This is a genomic window from Halobellus sp. GM3 (genome assembly GCF_052545375.1).
Genome location: NZ_JBQWLT010000003.1, coordinates 103,375 through 118,790, shown reverse-complemented (window position 1 = coordinate 118,790; position 15,416 = coordinate 103,375). Strand labels below are relative to the sequence as shown.

Annotated in this window: 16 protein-coding genes; 10 read left to right on the top strand and 6 right to left on the bottom strand. The window is 67.1% G+C overall.

From position 1 onward, the window contains the following. Nucleotides 1-261: 261 nt before the first annotated feature. The 9 genes from hisC (at nt 262) to ACT3HL_RS05960 (ending at nt 6,419) form a co-directional block, all read left to right on the top strand. Complete coding sequence (hisC, locus tag ACT3HL_RS06000; protein ID WP_445085905.1) at nt 262-1,359, top strand: histidinol-phosphate transaminase; 1,098 nt, start codon at nt 262-264, stop codon at nt 1,357-1,359. After that, a complete protein-coding gene (locus tag ACT3HL_RS05995; RefSeq protein ID WP_445085904.1) occupies nt 1,356-1,940 on the top strand; it encodes an AAA family ATPase in 585 nt (194 codons plus the stop codon). Before hisC ends, ACT3HL_RS05995 begins: the two co-directional genes overlap by 4 nt. Continuing rightward, nucleotides 1,937-2,557 (top strand): CDP-alcohol phosphatidyltransferase family protein, encoded by a 621-nt coding sequence (locus ACT3HL_RS05990; RefSeq protein WP_445085903.1) that lies wholly within the window; start codon nt 1,937-1,939, stop codon nt 2,555-2,557. The genes ACT3HL_RS05995 and ACT3HL_RS05990 overlap by 4 nt, the downstream gene beginning before the upstream one ends. A gap of 74 nt (nt 2,558-2,631) precedes the next feature. Continuing rightward, entirely contained in the window at nt 2,632-2,862 is a 231-nt protein-coding gene (locus tag ACT3HL_RS05985; protein WP_445085902.1) for a zinc ribbon domain-containing protein, read from the top strand. Then, complete coding sequence (locus ACT3HL_RS05980; protein ID WP_445085901.1) at nt 2,862-3,080, top strand: hypothetical protein; 219 nt, start codon at nt 2,862-2,864, stop codon at nt 3,078-3,080. The genes ACT3HL_RS05985 and ACT3HL_RS05980 overlap by 1 nt, the downstream gene beginning before the upstream one ends. Nucleotides 3,081-3,185: 105 nt before the next feature. Then, nucleotides 3,186-4,286, top strand: a complete 1,101-nt coding sequence (locus ACT3HL_RS05975; RefSeq protein ID WP_445085900.1) for a trypsin-like peptidase domain-containing protein — start codon at nt 3,186-3,188, stop codon at nt 4,284-4,286. A 93-nt stretch (nt 4,287-4,379) separates the two neighbouring features. Further along, a complete protein-coding gene (locus ACT3HL_RS05970; RefSeq protein WP_445085899.1) occupies nt 4,380-4,922 on the top strand; it encodes a multiprotein bridging factor aMBF1 in 543 nt (180 codons plus the stop codon). Between the two features lie 77 nt (nt 4,923-4,999). Beyond that, a complete protein-coding gene (gene tpiA, locus ACT3HL_RS05965) occupies nt 5,000-5,644 on the top strand; it encodes a triose-phosphate isomerase (RefSeq protein WP_445085898.1) in 645 nt (214 codons plus the stop codon). Nucleotides 5,645-5,666: 22 nt separating this feature from the next. After that, a complete protein-coding gene (locus tag ACT3HL_RS05960; protein ID WP_445085897.1) occupies nt 5,667-6,419 on the top strand; it encodes a DICT sensory domain-containing protein in 753 nt (250 codons plus the stop codon). A gap of 119 nt (nt 6,420-6,538) precedes the next feature. Here the strand turns inward: ACT3HL_RS05960 and ACT3HL_RS05955 are convergent, their stop codons facing one another. From ACT3HL_RS05955 to aroC, 6 genes are all read right to left on the bottom strand, one after another. After that, nucleotides 6,539-8,308, bottom strand: coding sequence for a helicase HerA domain-containing protein (locus ACT3HL_RS05955; protein WP_445085896.1), 1,770 nt, complete (start codon nt 8,306-8,308; stop codon nt 6,539-6,541). A gap of 60 nt (nt 8,309-8,368) precedes the next feature. Next, nucleotides 8,369-9,652: a DNA polymerase IV gene (dinB, locus tag ACT3HL_RS05950; protein WP_445085895.1), complete on the bottom strand. Its 1,284-nt coding sequence runs from the start codon at nt 9,650-9,652 to the stop codon at nt 8,369-8,371. A gap of 233 nt (nt 9,653-9,885) precedes the next feature. Then, the gene (gene lrpA1, locus ACT3HL_RS05945) at nt 9,886-10,314 is read right to left on the bottom strand and encodes an HTH-type transcriptional regulator LrpA1 (RefSeq protein ID WP_445085894.1); all 429 of its coding nucleotides are present in this window, start codon (nt 10,312-10,314) and stop codon (nt 9,886-9,888) included. A 162-nt stretch (nt 10,315-10,476) separates the two neighbouring features. After that, on the bottom strand, nt 10,477-11,415 hold the full coding sequence (locus ACT3HL_RS05940) for a thiamine pyrophosphate-dependent enzyme (protein ID WP_445085893.1): 939 nt from the start codon (nt 11,413-11,415) through the stop codon (nt 10,477-10,479). A 2-nt stretch (nt 11,416-11,417) separates the two neighbouring features. After that, the gene (locus ACT3HL_RS05935; protein ID WP_445085892.1) at nt 11,418-13,313 is read right to left on the bottom strand and encodes a 2-oxoacid:acceptor oxidoreductase subunit alpha; all 1,896 of its coding nucleotides are present in this window, start codon (nt 13,311-13,313) and stop codon (nt 11,418-11,420) included. Between the two features lie 275 nt (nt 13,314-13,588). Next, complete coding sequence (gene aroC, locus ACT3HL_RS05930; RefSeq protein WP_445085891.1) at nt 13,589-14,740, bottom strand: chorismate synthase; 1,152 nt, start codon at nt 14,738-14,740, stop codon at nt 13,589-13,591. 210 nt (nt 14,741-14,950) lie between these two features. Between aroC and ACT3HL_RS05925 the strand changes: the two genes are divergently transcribed. Beyond that, nucleotides 14,951-15,412, top strand: coding sequence for a pyridoxamine 5'-phosphate oxidase family protein (locus ACT3HL_RS05925; protein WP_445085890.1), 462 nt, complete (start codon nt 14,951-14,953; stop codon nt 15,410-15,412). The last annotated feature ends 4 nt before the right edge of the window (nt 15,413-15,416 follow it).

The window sequence follows — 15,416 nt, the reverse complement described above, 5'->3', positions numbered from 1 at the left end:
CGGCAGCGGGCATTGTGGCGAACAGTCGGCACACGGCCCTTCGGGACTGTCGCACCCGACGACGGCGACGAGGGCGTTCATCCGTTCTCTCCGCGTCGTCGTGCCGAACGACCGCATTCGACGCGGAGGCGTCGTTCAAGTCATAGCGCGTCTGGTCCCGGCCTCGTATATAAACGCTCGCTGGCGTCGCGTGGCCGGTCTCTCTGACTGCATCGATCCCGAGACGTACCCTTAAAGACCCGCGGGCGACTGCGTACGCGTATGCAACCGAGGGATCTCTCCGCGCACGAGGCGTACGTACCCGGGAGGGGGGCCGAGGAAGTGGCCCGCGATCTCGGGATGGACCCCGAGGAACTGACGAAGCTCTCGTCGAACGAGAACCCCCACGGGCCGAGCCCCGCCGCCGTCGCGGCCGTCGAGGAGGCCGCGCCGGACGTCAACGTCTATCCGAAGGCCTCGCACACGGACCTCACCGAGCGCCTCGCCGCGAAGTGGGATCTCGACGCCGAGCAGGTGTGGGTGAGCGCCGGCGCAGACGGCTCGATCGATTACCTCTCGCGGGCGTTTCTGGAACCCGGAGACGAGATCCTCGTCCCGAAGCCCGGCTTTTCGTACTACTCGATGTCCGCGCGGTATCACCACGGCGAGGCGTCGACCTACCGAATCGAGAAGGACGAGGACTTCGAACAGAGCGCGGACCGCGTCCTCTCGGCCTACGACGGCGAGCGAATCGTCTTCGTCACGACACCGCACAACCCGACGGGATCGGTGCTCTCCCGCGCGGAGATCCGCACGCTCGCGGAGGCCGTCGACGATCACACGCTCGTCGTCGTCGACGAGGCGTACGCCGAGTACGCCGACGAGCCGTCGTCGATCGACCTGCTCGCGGAGTACGAGAACATCGCGGTCCTCCGAACGTTCTCGAAGGCCTACGGCCTCGCGGGCGTGCGGATCGGCTACGCGGCCGTGCCGACTGCTTGGGCGGACGCGTACGCCCGCGTGAACACCCCCTTCGCGGCCAACGAGATCGCCTGCCGAGCCGCGCTCGCCGCGCTCGACGATCGCGAACACCTCGAGCGGTCGATCGAGACGGCGCAGTGGGCGCGCGAGTACTACCACGAGGCGCTGGACGTCCCCACGTGGCCCTCCGGCGGCAACTTCGTGCTCTGCGAGGTCGGCGATGCGACCGCCGTCGCCGAGGCGTCCCAGCGCCGCGGCGTCATCGTCCGCGACACCTCCAGCTTCGGGCTGTCGGAGTGCGTTCGCGTCTCCTGTGGCACCCGCGAGGAGACGCGGCGCGCGGTCGAGGTGCTCAACGAGGTCGTCCCCGAGGTCCGACCGGAGGCGTCCGAGCCGTGAGGCGCATCGCGCTCACCGGAACGCCGGGGACGGGGAAGACGACCGTCTCAGACCTCCTCGACGACCGAACGGGGATCGACGTCGTCCATCTCAACGACGTCGTCCGCGAGGAGTCGCTCTTCGAGGAGCGCGACGTCGAGCGCGACTCGCTCGTCGCCGACCTCGACGCCGTCGAGGCGTGGCTCCGCGAGCGCGAACGGAACAGGGAGGACGCGTCGAGCGGCGGCGGATCCGACGGTGGAACCGGTTCCGGCGACGACCGAGACGTCCTCGTCGACTCTCACCTCTCGCACCTGCTCGACGCTGCACAGGTGATCGTGCTTCGCTGTCACCCCGAGGCGCTGAAAGCCAGACTGCGGGAGCGTGGCGGCGAGTCCGAGGCGTCGATCGCGGAGAACGCCGAGAGCGAGGCGCTCGACGTGATCCTCGCGGAGGCCGTCGAACGCCGCGGTGAGGGTTCCGTCTGGGAGATCGACACGACCGACCGGACGCCCGAGGCCGTCGCCGACGACGTCGCGGCCGCGATCGCGGGCGAACTGGAACCCCGAGTGGGGATCGTCGACTTCGTCGAGTACCTATGACGCTGGACCAGTACCGTGAGCTGGCGGACCGGCTCCTCGGCCCGTTCGTCGCCGCCGCGGACAGAGTCGGGCTGAGTCCCGACGGCGTCAGCGTCGCCGCGTTCGGCTTCGCCGTCGCCGCCGCCGGCGCGTTCGCGCTCGCGACGCCCCTGTGGTACGCGCTGGCCGCGCTGTTCGTCTTCGCAAACGGGTGGCTGGACCTCGTCGACGGCGCGCTCGCGCGGGCGCAGGGCGTCGAGAGCGGCGGTGGCGACCTCCTCGATCACGTCCTCGATCGCTACGCCGACATCGCGATGCTCGTCGGACTGGCGGCCGGCATCGACGCGTACGCCCTCGGGCTCGCGGCCGTCACGGGTGTGCTGATGACCTCCTATCTCGGTACGCAGATACAGGCGGTCGGGCTCGGCCGGGCGTACGGCGGCCTCGTCGGCCGCGCGGATCGGCTGGCGATTATCGGCGTCGTCGGCCTTCTCGCCGCCGTCGCGCTCGCGATCGAGGTCGTCCCCGCCCGCCCGTTCGGCCTCTCGATCGTGGGCTGGCTGCTCGTCTTCTTCGCCGTCGTCGGCCACCTCACGGCACTCCAGCGGTTCTGGGGCGCGTGGTCCGACCTCTCGTAGGCTCATTCAGGCGGCACGCGACACGGCGAGATACGAGGACAACGTTGATACTGTTGTCTCGAATTGCTCTACGTATGGTCCCCCAACCAGACACGACCGCGGACTCCGATCGAGGCTGTCCGAAGTGCGGACACACGGAAACCGACGTCGGTACGATTTCGACGACCGGCGGCGGCCTCTCAAAGATGTTCGACATCCAGACGAACAGTTTCAAGGTCGTCTCGTGTACGAACTGCGGCTACTCGGAGCTCTACCGCGATCGGACGTCCGGCAGCAGCGACATCGTCGACGTCTTCCTCGGGTGATGGCCGCCGGCGGATTCCTCCTCGTCGTCGTGCTTTTGGCCGTCGTTGCCCCCCTGCTGCTCTACGCGCTCGTCCGCGCCGAGCACGACGGGCGGGAGACGATGGACCGGCAGTCGGCGGAACGAGCGGCCCGACGCGACACACAAGAGACGCGCGCGTCACACGGCGACCGCAGAAACCCGGACGATACCCAAAGCGACGACCCGCGAGCCCGGTGAGGTTCGGCACCCAGTCGAGTGAAGGACCCGAGGGAGTGAACGATCACAGGCCGGAGAAACGAGTGCGCAGCAATCATTAGCCCGTCCTGCAAAGTCCCGCCAAGAATGGCGGATCCAACGCCGACGCGGAGGCGGCTGCTCGAACTCGGCGGGGCGGCGGTGGTCGCCGCGCTCGCGGGCTGTAGCACGGAGGCCCCGAGAGCGGACGCCGGCACGACGCCCGACTCGGGCGGGAACGATTCCTCGCATCCTGCTTCGGAGGCGCCGGCAAGCCCGTACGCTCGCGTGTATCGTCAGGCCGTCGACTCGGTCGTGCTCGTCCGTACCGACCGGGGGCAGGGGAGCGGGTTCGTGGTCGAAGCATCGAACGCGGACTCGCCTACGCATCTCGTGACGAACGCCCACGTGGTCGCAGAGGCGTCGACGGCGGACGTCAGATTCAGCGAGGGCCGCTGGAGCACCGGGACGGTCGTCGGGACAGATCCTCACAGCGACCTCGCGGTCGTCTCGCTCCCGGACTCGGCCCCGGCGGTCGAACCCCTCGTCTTCGCCGAGGGAGACGCGACAGTCGGCCAGGAAGTCGTCGCCATCGGCAATCCGTTCGATCTCGGGGGAACAGTCACGACGGGCGTGGTCAGCGGCGTCGACAGATCGGCACCGGCTCCGACGGGGTCACAGATCCCGGACGCCATCCAGACCGACGCCGCCGTGAATCCCGGAAACAGCGGCGGGCCGCTGATGTCGCTCGAGGGGCGCGTCGTCGCAATCATCAACTCCGGCGGCGGAGAGAACATCGCGTTCGGGATCTCCGCCGCGCTCGCGCGCCGCGTCGTGCCCCGACTGATCGAGGACGGCACCTACGAGCACTCCTTCGTTGGCGTCACGCTGACGGGCGTCACGCCCGCGCTGGCCCGCGAGATCGGTATGTCGGAGCCGCGCGGGATCCTCGTCACTGACGTGCTCGAGGACGCCCCCGCCGCGGGAGTACTGCGCGGTGGCTCCGAGACGCGCGTCGTCGGCGGCACGCGCGTGAACGTCGGCGGGGACGTGCTCCTCGCGATCGATGGGCAGACGATCCGGACGATCGAGGACCTCGGCAGCTACCTCGCGTTGGAGACGCGTCCGGGCGATACGGTCGAACTGACGGTCCGCCGCGACGGGGCCGTGACGACGGTCGACGTCGAACTCGGGACGCGACCGTCCTGACGGGACGGGACGGGACAGAGTGACCCGGCCGCCCCCGGAAGTCCGGCGACCCGCGGCGTGTGCTTTATATCGCCCCCTCGACTACGACGGTGTATGCCCCAGTGCGAGATGTGCGGCAACGAGCGGCCGTCCCTCACGACGGTCAAGGTCGAGGGGGCCGAACTCGAACTGTGCGACGACTGCAAGGAGTTCGGCACCGAGGTCCGCACTGAGTCGAGTTCCTCTCAGTCGACGAAGTACTCGACGTCCAGTTCGTCGGGAACGTCGACGTCCAGCGGGTCGTCCGGCGGCACCGCCTCGTCGGCGAGCGGCGGCTCCTCCGGCGGATCGCGGCGTCGGCGCGATATGTTCGACGACATGGACGAGGTCGCCGCCGACTACGACCAGCGGATCCGGGAGGCGCGCGAGGACCGCGGACTGAGCCAAGAGGACCTCGCGGACTCGCTCAACGAGAAGGCGAGCCTGATCCGAAAGCTCGAACGCGGGGACATCCTCCCCTCCGACGGGGTCCAGAAGAAACTCGAACGGAAGCTCGAAATCTCGCTCGTCGAGGGCGTCGACGACGACGACAGCGAGTGGTCCGGCGGATCGTCGACGACGACGACGCTCGGCGACGTCGTCAAGCGAAAGGACTGATCGCCGATCGGAGCCGACCCCCGAGGAGAACGCGCGGAGGAGCAACCTATTTTGGGCCGCGGAACGCACGCGTTGACGTGTTCATCCTGGTCAATCTGAAGGCGTACCCGTCTGACCCGGTCGACGTCGCCGCCGCCGCGCGCGACGTCGCCGAGGCCTCGGGCGTCGATATCGCCGTCTCCCCGCAGGCGGCCGACGTCGCCCGCGTGGCGGATACCGGCGTCGAAACGTGGGCCCAACACGTCGATCCGAACGGCTACGGCAGCCACACCGGCAGCACGCTCGCGGAGTCGGTCGCCGAGGCGGGCGCGGTCGGCACGCTGATCAACCACTCCGAGCGGCGGCTGAAGCTCGCCGACATCGACGGATCCGTCCGCGCGGCCGAGCGCGCCGGCCTGAAGACGTGCGTCTGCGCGAACAACCCCGCACAGATCGGCGCCGTCGCCGCGCTCTCTCCCGACAGCGTCGCCGTCGAGCCTCCCGAGCTGATCGGCGGCGACGTGTCGGTGGCGACCGCGGACCCGGACGTCGTCGAGGACGCCGTCGCCGCCGCCGCGAACGTCGACGCGGACGTCGACGTCTACTGTGGCGCGGGAATCTCCTCGGGCGCTGACGTCGCGGCCGCCGGCGAACTGGGCGCGACTGGGATCCTCCTCGCGTCCGGCGTCGCGAAGGCCGACGATCCGCGCGCGGCGCTCGAAGCGCTCGTCGAGCCGCTCTGAGTGGGTTCGAGGTGGGCCTCTGATGACACTGAGACGGTTCCTCGACGATATCGGGACCCGCGACCGATCGCTCGTGGTCGTCAACCGTGACGCCCCAGACCCGGTCCAGCGGATGTTGAATCGACTGTTCGAGAACCAGTCGATCGACGTCGAGGAGCTCGACCTCCCCGATGGGGAGGCCGATCAGGTCCTCCTCGTCGAAGACGGGTCAGTCGTCGCCAGTTCCCCGCTGTCCGAGCTACAGGATTCCATCCTGTTGATCAACTCCGACCTCTTCATCACCGGCGCTCGCGAACTCGACGAGATCGAGTTCCCCGAGGTGCTGCAAGCGCTCGACGACGTCCGGTTCTTCCTCCGGGGCTACCCCGAATCGCACTCCGAGAAGCTCCTTTTGATCCTCGTCTCCCGGTTCATCGAGCGGATGGCGTGGGAACGGGGGAACGGGACGCTCCGGGCGTCGTTTCAGGAGCTCCCGCGGATCGACGACGAGATCGGGACCCGGCAGGTGTACCAGCGGCTCGATGGATCACCCGTCGACGTCCACGTCTACGGGGCGCCGGGCTGGGAGCCGCCGCAGTCGTCGACCATCACGGCGCACGCCGGGTACGACCGGGACTTCCTCGAATCCTGGTTCGTCGTGTACTCGCCGGACGACGGCGAGGGCCACGTCGCGCTTCTCGCCCTCGAAGAGAACCCCAACGAATGGACCGGATTCTGGACGTACCGTCCCTCGCTGGTGTCGGACATCGAGGGGTACATCATGCGGCGAATGTGAGTCGGCCGGCGCAAACAGCGGGATCGAACAATCGCCACCGAATGATTGTTCTCACTGTGCCCCGGTGAGCGTCCGCCCCGTTGACAGCGTTCGACGGGACGAGACGCGAACGATCAGAATCAGTCGTCAGTCGCCTCAACGTCGGCGTCCACACCGCCGGACTCCGGCTCCTCGTTTAGGCGTACTTGCGGCGCGAACGCGGCTTCGACGGCCGAGACGACCTCGCGCAACTCGTCGTCGTCGAGGCGGTCAGCGAACTCCTCGCGGACGAGTCCCGGGAGCGCGTACGCGTACCGACCGCGGCCGACGTGTTCGACGAACCCCGCCCGGCGAAGCGGACGGTTCCGACTGTACGCGAGCTGTTTATCGCCGACTTCGCCGGCGGCGACGTGGGCGTCCACCGGGTCGCAGGCGTCGATTTCGCGGTAGAACGCGAGCATCCGACGCGATGCCGACGGCAGGGAGGCGACGACGCCGCGCAGCCGCTCGACGACGTCGGCCCGCCCGGTCAGCGCGTCCGTGCCCTCGTGGGCGCGCTCCGGCGCGATATCGGTCGCGGGAGCGCCGAATCCGTCGGTGCCGGCGACGTCGAGTCCGGGGTACGCCCCCGCGGCGGCGGCCGTGACGACTTCCTCCTCGTCGAATTCGGCGGCCGACTCGTCGCCGTCGTTCTCCGCGTCCGCGGTCGGTCCACCTGCGCCGTCCGCGGCCGTCCCCCCGTCTGCGTCCGTTGGCACCGCGTCGCTGGTCCCGGTCTCGTCGTACTGATCGAGGGCGGCCTGCCGCTCGTCCGAGCGGTTCAGGTTCCGTCCCTCGCCGCCGCGATAGGGCGATTCCGCGGTCTGGAACATCGCCTGTGCGAACTGGTCGGCCATCTGTGAGAGGTCTTGGGCCTCCTCGAGTTCGCGTTCGAGCTGTCGTATCTTCGACTCCTTCCGTTCGAGTTCCTGTTTCAGGTCGGCGATCTCGCTCTCGCGGCGCTCGTTCTCGTCTGAGATGTCCCGTAGCTCCGAGACGAGGTCGCCGTCGACGGATTTCAGGTCCGGGCGCTCGAAGTCCTCCAGACCGGGCGTCGCTCCCGCATCGAAGGTCTGCTTTTTGTGGAACTGCACCCGCCGGAGCGACGCCGACCAGTCGGTGACGAGGAACGCTTCCCCGTCGCCCATCTCCTCGATGGCGTCGGCGTACTCCGAGCCGAGAATCCGCCCGACGACCTTCGTGTCGTTGTTCCACGTCAGCCGGTGCCAGACGAGCCAGTCACACTGCGTGATGAAGTCCTTCTTCACGTCGGCCGGGCGCTGGGAGATGCCGACGATCCCCAGGCCGTGTTTTCGCCCCCGCTTGCCGATCTTGATGAGCATCTTTCCGGCCTCGGTCATCCCGCCGCCCTCGGGGATGTACTCGTGGCACTCCTCTACGAGCATCAGGAAGGGCTTTTTGAGCTTCTTCTCCTTCGCAAAGAGGTTCTTCGCGACCTCGGTCAACAGCCGCTGTGCCTCGTCCTCGTCGAGGTAGCCGGAGACGTCGAGGATGATCGGCACGTTGCCTTCGAGCGCGAGGTTCGCGAGCTTCTCGGCGTGCTCGGGGCTGACGACGATGTCGCACTCCTCGTCTGCGCCCGCGTGAAGCAGCTCGAACTGCTCTTTGAGACCGTAGTACTCCCCGTCGGTGTCGACGATGAGCACCGGGAAGTTCTTCGAGAGCAGATTCTCGATCATCACCGACGCCGTGTTCGACTTCCCGGAGCCGGATTTCCCCGTGATGAACCCTCTCCCGGTGAGGATATCGACGACCGGCAGTTCGACTTCCGCCCCCGGCTCGCAGTCCCCGTCGCCGCCCGGCCCCTCGCTGACGTTCGCGACGGCGATGGTCTCCGTGTCCTCGGTCATCTATCGGGTGCTCTCTCTCGCGAGGCATAGTTCCTTCCCCCCGCGACTCCCGGGGACGGATCACTCGCCGCCGTCGAACTCGTCGAGCGAGATCTGACCGCCACCGGCGCGGTCGTCTCTCCCATCCGCTACGTCGACCGCCGGTCCGGTGTCCGGGGTCTCGTCTCCGTCGTCCCAGCCGTCGAGCCGGGACTGTTCGCCGGACGCGAACGAGAGATTCGAGACGCGAACGCCGAGTTTACGGACCGACTCGTCTTCGAACTCCGCGAGGAGGTCGAGCGCGACGTCCTCGAGGAGCTCGGGGTCGTCGACCGGCCCGGGGAGCGATCGCTCCCGCGTGTTGACGTCGTACGGCGGGGAGACGACCTTGATCCCGATCGTCCGGTACGTGGCGTCTCGACCGCGTGCGCGGGCCGCGACGTCTGACGCCAGTGCGGACACAGCCACCCGCTTCTCCGTCGGATCGGCGGTCGCGTCGGCGAACGCCGACTCCCGCGAGAGGCTCTTCGGTCGGCCGGTCGGCGTGATTTCCCGGTCGTCGACGCCGCGAGCGCGGTCGTGCAACTCCACGCCCCGGGAGCCGAAGGCGTCTCGAAGCACGCTCGGTGTCGCCGCCGCGAGGTCGCCCGCGGTCTCGATTCCCAACTCCGCGAGGCGCTCGGCCGTGACCGGGCCGACCCCGTGGACGGCCTCGACGGACAACGGGGCCAGAAAGTCGCGGACGCCGCCGGGTTCGACGACGACGAGTCCGTCGGGCTTGTCGTGATCGGAGGCGATCTTCGCGGCCGACATATTCGGTGCGACGCCGACGCTCGCCAGGACGCCGACCTCGCGGGCGATCCGCTGTTTCACGTGACGCGCGTAGCCCTCCGCGAGCGTCCGGTCGCCGTCGGGCGCGCGCCGCCAGGCGGTCCGGTCGGTCACGTCGAGGTACGCCTCGTCGATACTCACCTCGCGGACGACGTCCGCACACTCATAGAGGATCTCTTTGACCGACGCGGCGATCGAACGATAGAACTCCAGATCGACCGGCCGGTAGTGGCCGACGGCGTCCGCATCGGGGGCGTCGGCGGTGCCGCTCGCCGCAGCCCGCGGCAGCCGCTCGAGCGCCTGCGAGATCGGCTGCGCGCTCTCGACGCCGTACGCCCGCGCCTCGTAGCTCGCCGTGGCGACCGCCCCGAACGTCTCTCCGGACTCGTACCCCATCCCGACGACGACGGGCTCCCCGCGGAGTCCGGGCTCCCGAAGCCGCTCGCAGGAGGCGTAAAAGCAGTCCATATCGACGTGGAGGACGATCCGCGACGGCGACGCCTTCTCGACGCCCGGAAGCGTCTCGCCGCTCATCTACGAGCCCGCGGTCTCTTCGGGACCGCCGCGTCGGGGATGTCGGCAGATGCCATACGAGTGTTCGCGCTCGCCGGTGTGCCGTCCACGCGAGGCAAGCGGCGGCGCGAGGTTAGCGATGCGTAGGCGGAGCAGCCACTATAGCGTTCGCAAAGCGGAGCGAAAGTGGAGGGTCGAACGAATGTGAGGGTGCGGGGATGCCCCGCGGCCACTCGACGATCCGTGGGTCCGGGCTACTTGAGCCGCTCCTGCAGGAACGACGGGTGTGCAGCGGTGACGCCCTCTATCGAGAGGATCTGTTCTGAGATGACGTCGCCGAGGGCGTCGCCGTCCGGCGCCCGTACCTCGGCCATCAGCATGTGATCGCCAGAGGAGGTGTACAGCGACTCGACGCTCTCGAGGCCCTTCAGCTCGCGCGTCGCCTCGACGTAGCGCTCCGAGGCGACGTCGAGTCCCACGAGCGCGATAGACGTCTCAGAGAGCTTCTTGGGGTCCACGTCGGCGGAGTAGCCCACGATGATCCCCTCGTTTTCCATCTTCCGAATGTACTTCCGGACAGTGGGCTTCGAGACGTCTACCCGCTCTGCGATCTCCGCGTACGACGCCTGGGCGTCCTGCTCCAGAACGTCGAGAATCCGACCCTCCGTCGAAGTGGCTTCCATACGCACAACTTTCGGTTGGCGGAAAAAATACCTTCCGAATCCGAAAACGGAACTACTACTCGACGAAAGAGAGTCGAAACGACGCGCTGGCGTCGCCTCGCGGAGCGATCTCACGGGGCGGTTGCGAAGGCCTGAAAGATCGGAAGACCGACGCTCAGATCGTTATTTGTGCTTGTCGAGGAACGTGTCGTAGACGCGTTCCCACTCGTAGTCCTCGTCGAAGTACCGTTCCGCGAGGGGTTCCTCGGGCATCTCGCCGATCCGCTGTTTCTCCTGCTGGTAGGACGGGCGGTCCTCGTCCACGTAGTACCGGCCGGTGAGGACGGTCCCCTCGTTGAGGACGTTCTCCGTCTCGAACATCATCTCGGAGGCCTCCGACCTGTCGGTGTTGTCGAACTCGTAGTCGTCGGACTCGTTGACGTCGATGTAGGGGACGTACTGCTTCGCGTCTTTGTTCCACGTCGGACACTGCGTGAGGAAGTCGATGTGGGAGAACCCGTCGTGTTCGATCGCCTCGACGATGATGTCCTTCGCCTGGTTGGGGTTGACCGCGGCCGTCCGGGCGATGTAGGACGCGCCGGCGTTCAGCGACATCGACAGCGGCCGGATCGGGTCCTTCGCCGAGCCGTGGGGCTGGGTCTTCGATTTGTGGCCCTTCGGCGACGTCGGGGACGTCTGTCCCTTCGTCAGCCCGAAGATCTCGTTGTTGAACACGATGTAGGTCATATCGTGGTTCTCGCGGGCCGTGTGCATGAAGTGGTTGCCACCGATCCCGTATCCGTCGCCGTCGCCGCCGGCGGCGACGACCGTCAGACCGGGGTTCGCCAGCTTCGCGGCTCGCGCGACCGGCAGCGATCGGCCGTGGATCGTGTGAAAGCCGTAGCTCTCGAAGTAGCTGTTCAACTTGCCCGAGCAGCCGATGCCCGTGCAGACGAGCATCTCCTCGGGGGACAGACCCAGTTCCGCTGCGGCCCCCTTCAGGGCCTTCAGGACCCCGAAGTCGCCACAGCCCGGACACCACGTCGGCTGCGGTTCGAGGCCGGGCGTGTACTCGTTACGGTCGCGTTCGGCGTCTTCGCCGATTGCACTGAATGCGCTCATTGTTAATCACTCGCTGCGGGGACGAATTTGGTCTCGTAGCCGGGAAGGGTCCCGTCCTCGACGATACTCGTGACGAAGCCCTCGACGATCTCGTCGGGCTCGAAGGGGTTACCGCTGTACTTCAGGAGGCTCGAGAGCTTCTCGCCGTAGCGACCGAGCTCCTTCTGCGTCAGGCCGCGGAACTGCGCGGAGGCGTTCATCTCGACGACGAGCACCTCGTCGACGCTCTCGACGAATTCGGTCACTTCGTCGACCGGATACGGCGCCATCTCGGAAACGCCGAGCATCTTCACCGAGTGGCCCCGTTCGTTGAGGCGGTCGACGGATTCTTCGACGGTCCCCTGCTGGGAGCCGAACGTCATAATGCCGTAGTCGGCCGTCTCGGGGCCGTAGTGGGTGTTCGTTCCCTCGTCGCCGTCGAGGTCCGCGCGGATCGCCGTCATCTTCTCCAAGCGGCGGTCCATCTGATTGACGCGGTTCGACGGGGCCTCGGCGATGTGTCCGGCGGGCATGTGTTCGTTGCCCGTCGCGAGGTAGCGACCGCCCTTCTGGCCCGGGATCGAACGCGGGCTCACGCCGTTTTCGCCCTCGTACTGGAAGCGGTTGTACTTCCCGGAGGGGTCGTGCGGGGCGTCGGCGAGTTCGCTCTCGCTGATGACCGACCCGGGGTCGGGGTTCGGCTCCTCGTCGAAGACGCTCGCGGGAACGTTCCGGAGTTCGCCGCCGTTCTTCTGGTCGTAGAGCACGATCGCCGGTACCTGGTACTCGTAGGCGATCTGGAACGCCCGTCGCGTCTGTCTGTACGCCTCCTCGGCGTCGGCGGGGGCGAAGACGACCCGGTGAGAGTCGCCCTGTGAGGTGTACAGGACGTGCTCGAGGTCGGCCTGTTCGGGCTTCGTCGGCATCCCGGTCGAGGGACCGGCGCGCATCGCCTCGACGAGGACGACCGGCGTCTCCGTCATCTCCGCGAGACCGAGCGGTTCGGACATCAGCGCGAAGCCGCCGCCGGAGGACCCGGACATCGCCTTCACGCCGGCGTGGGACGCGCCGACCGCCAGCGCGGCCGCGGCGATCTCGTCTTCGACCTGCTCTGAGATGCCACCGACCTCGGGGAGGTTCTGCGACATGATGGTGAAGACCTCGGTCCACGGCGTCATCGGGTAGCCCGCGATGAAGCGACAGCCCTCGTCGAGGGCGCCGTAGGCGATGGCGTCCGACCCGGAGATGAGGACCTGGTCCTCGTCGTGTTCGCCCTCCGGTACCGAGATGTCGGGCGCGTCGGCGTCGAACTCCTCGCGGATGGTCTCGTAGGCGTCGTCGAAGACCGACATGTTCGGCTCGAAGACCTTCTCGGGCATCGTGTCCTCCATCAGGCTCTTGATGACGTCGGGTTCGATGCCGGCGATGGCGCAGGTGACGGCGACACCGGCGGTGTTGCGCATCACTTCGCGGCCGTGCTCCCGAGCGATCGTTCGGAGGTCGATGTCGTAGACGTGCCAGCCGTTCTCCTCGACGCGCTCGTCGAAGTCCGGGATGTCGTCGGTGTCGAGCAGTCCCGAGTCGTAGACGATGACGCCGCCCTCGTGGAGTTCGTCGAGGTTCTCCGACAGCGGCTTGATCTCCTCGTTGCCGTAGTAGCTGTTCTCCTGCGGATTTCGAGCGAAGGAGTCCCCCAGCGCGAGGAGGAAGTTGTATCCGTCCCCGCGGGATTTCACGGGGTCCGACGAGATTCGAACCTCCGTGTACGTGTGGCCTCCACGAATACGCGACGGGTAGTGCCGGTGCGTGAATACGTGCAGGCCCGCCCGCATCAGGGCCTTCGCGAAATTCTGGCTCGTCGAGGCGATCCCGTCTCCGGAACCACCCGCGATTCGCCAGATGAGTTCGTCGTCAGTCATATCTGAGCTCACGGCCCGTGTGGGCCACTATCGAACACTTTCGGAAGTAATCGATTAAAGCCTTTGCTATAAGTTACCAAGGAAAGATGATGATAGTCCTAATATATGGTCATATATTTTATTACATGTGGAGTGATTGAATGTATTGATGCACATCCCTAGGATAAAGTGGCCAATCGGACACTATTTGGGCAAGTGATGTGCAGACAGTCAGAACGCCCACGAAAACGAGTTGCACCGCGAGGCGCTGTCGTCGTCGGGGTACCGAAACCCCGCTACTCGTTGTCCGGGCTCGACGGATGGTAGTCGGTGTCATACTGCCCCGGCTCGTCGTCGAGACGGTCGGGGTTGATCCGTCCGCCGAGGAGCATGAAGTCGAGGATCGTGAGGTTCACCATGGCCTCGACGACCGGCACGCCGCGCGGCGGTAGGACGGGGTCGTGGCGGCCGACGACTTGGATCTCCTTTTCTTCCCCCGTTTCCCAGTCGACCGTCCGCTGTTTCTTCGGGATCGAGGTCGGCGCGTGGAGGGTGAGTTCGCCGTATATCGGCTCGCCCGTCGTGATGCCACCCTGCAGGCCGCCGTGGGTGTTGCCGACCGGGACGGGGTCGCCGTCGGAGTCGAACTCCCAGTCCTCGTTGCGGTCCTTGCCGGTCCACGCTCTCGCCTCGCGGCCCAAGCCGAACTCGAAGGCCGTCGCCGCCGGAACGGAGAGCATCGCCTGCCCGAGACGCGCCGGGAACGAGTCGAATCGCGGCGCGCCGAGGCCGCGCGGGACGCCCCGCGTCTCGAAGTAGATCGACCCGCCGATCGAGTCGCCCGCCTTCTGGTACTCGTCGATCAGCTCGCGCATCTCCGCCGCCGTGTCGGGGTCGGCACAGCGCACCGCGTTTTCCTCCGCGTGTTCGAGCATCTCCTCGAACGTCACCGGCGGCGCTTCGATGTCGCCGATCTGGTTCACGTGCGCTTTCACCCGGACGCCCTCGGCTTCGAGGATCTTCTTCGCGACCGCGCCCGCGGCGACCCAGTTCACCGTCTCGCGCGCCGAGGAGCGACCGCCGCCGCCCCAGTTGCGCGTGCCGAACTTCGCCGAGTAGGTGAAGTCGCCGTGGCTCGGGCGCGGGGCCGTGACGTACGGCTCGTACTTCCCCGAGCGGGCGTCCTTGTTCTCGATGACCATCCCGATCGGCGTCCCCGTGGTGTAGCCGTCCTGCACGCCGGAGTTGATCGAGACGGCGTCAGGTTCGCCCCGGGAGGTGGTGATCATCGACTGTCCCGGCTTGCGCCGGTCGAGCTCGGCTTGGACGTCGTCCTCGTCGAGTTCGAGGCCTGCCGGACAGCCCGAGACGGTCACGCCCATCGCGTCGCCGTGGCTCTCGCCGTAGGTGGTGACCTGGAAGAGCCGGCCGAATCGGTTCCCGTTCATTACCTCGCCGTCGTGGTTCCGGGCATATATACGTTGCAGAAAGACGCAACCGCGGTACGTAGCCGAACGGCGCCGCCGCGACGCAGCCGGGCGCAACAGATCGGAAACCGCCGACTACTCTCCACACCGGCAAACGCCGGCGACCCGCCACATAGGGAGAACGGATATACGCCGTGGCCGCGAAGTTCTTACCCCTTCACGGGACCCGTTATGAAACACGTCGACTACGCGTACACCCTCGGAATGGACGACGACGACGTCGAAGAGCGACTGCGGGGGGTAGAAACGGGAGTGCTCGCGCTCGCTCGCGACGGCGAGAGCTACGCGATTCCGCTGGCGCATTACTACGACGGCGAGAGCCTTTATTTCCGCCTCGGAGTCACCGAGGGGAGTCGTAAGCGGGAGTTCCTCCGATCGACCGGAACGGCCACGTACGTGCTCTACGAGGCCGAAGCGACGAGCGATCCCCAAGAGATCGACACGTGGAGCGTCCTCGTTACCGGCCGGCTCGTCGAACTCCCGGCCTCAGAGCGTGACCGGTTCGATACGGCCGAGATAAACAGCCGGTTCTCGCCCATCCGCGTGTTCGACGAGGCCATCGACGAGATCGAGATTGTCATCTACGAACTCGAAATCGACAGCGTCACCGGGAGAAAGACGCCGGAGGAGTAGCGAT

What these genes read in the sequence shown, in the direction of transcription:
- hisC (WP_445085905.1), top strand. Translation starts at nt 262, where the DNA reads ATGCAACCGAGGGATCTCTCCGCGCACGAGGCGTACGTACCCGGGAGG.
- ACT3HL_RS05990 (WP_445085903.1), top strand. Translation starts at nt 1,937, where the DNA reads ATGACGCTGGACCAGTACCGTGAGCTGGCGGACCGGCTCCTCGGCCCG.
- ACT3HL_RS05985 (WP_445085902.1), top strand. Translation starts at nt 2,632, where the DNA reads ATGGTCCCCCAACCAGACACGACCGCGGACTCCGATCGAGGCTGTCCG.
- ACT3HL_RS05980 (WP_445085901.1), top strand. Translation starts at nt 2,862, where the DNA reads ATGGCCGCCGGCGGATTCCTCCTCGTCGTCGTGCTTTTGGCCGTCGTT.
- ACT3HL_RS05975 (WP_445085900.1), top strand. Translation starts at nt 3,186, where the DNA reads ATGGCGGATCCAACGCCGACGCGGAGGCGGCTGCTCGAACTCGGCGGG.
- ACT3HL_RS05970 (WP_445085899.1), top strand. Translation starts at nt 4,380, where the DNA reads ATGCCCCAGTGCGAGATGTGCGGCAACGAGCGGCCGTCCCTCACGACG.
- ACT3HL_RS05960 (WP_445085897.1), top strand. Translation starts at nt 5,667, where the DNA reads ATGACACTGAGACGGTTCCTCGACGATATCGGGACCCGCGACCGATCG.
- ACT3HL_RS05955 (WP_445085896.1), bottom strand. Translation starts at nt 8,308, where the DNA reads ATGACCGAGGACACGGAGACCATCGCCGTCGCGAACGTCAGCGAGGGG.
- dinB (WP_445085895.1), bottom strand. Translation starts at nt 9,652, where the DNA reads ATGAGCGGCGAGACGCTTCCGGGCGTCGAGAAGGCGTCGCCGTCGCGG.
- lrpA1 (WP_445085894.1), bottom strand. Translation starts at nt 10,314, where the DNA reads ATGGAAGCCACTTCGACGGAGGGTCGGATTCTCGACGTTCTGGAGCAG.
- ACT3HL_RS05940 (WP_445085893.1), bottom strand. Translation starts at nt 11,415, where the DNA reads ATGAGCGCATTCAGTGCAATCGGCGAAGACGCCGAACGCGACCGTAAC.
- ACT3HL_RS05935 (WP_445085892.1), bottom strand. Translation starts at nt 13,313, where the DNA reads ATGACTGACGACGAACTCATCTGGCGAATCGCGGGTGGTTCCGGAGAC.
- aroC (WP_445085891.1), bottom strand. Translation starts at nt 14,740, where the DNA reads ATGAACGGGAACCGATTCGGCCGGCTCTTCCAGGTCACCACCTACGGC.
- ACT3HL_RS05925 (WP_445085890.1), top strand. Translation starts at nt 14,951, where the DNA reads ATGAAACACGTCGACTACGCGTACACCCTCGGAATGGACGACGACGAC.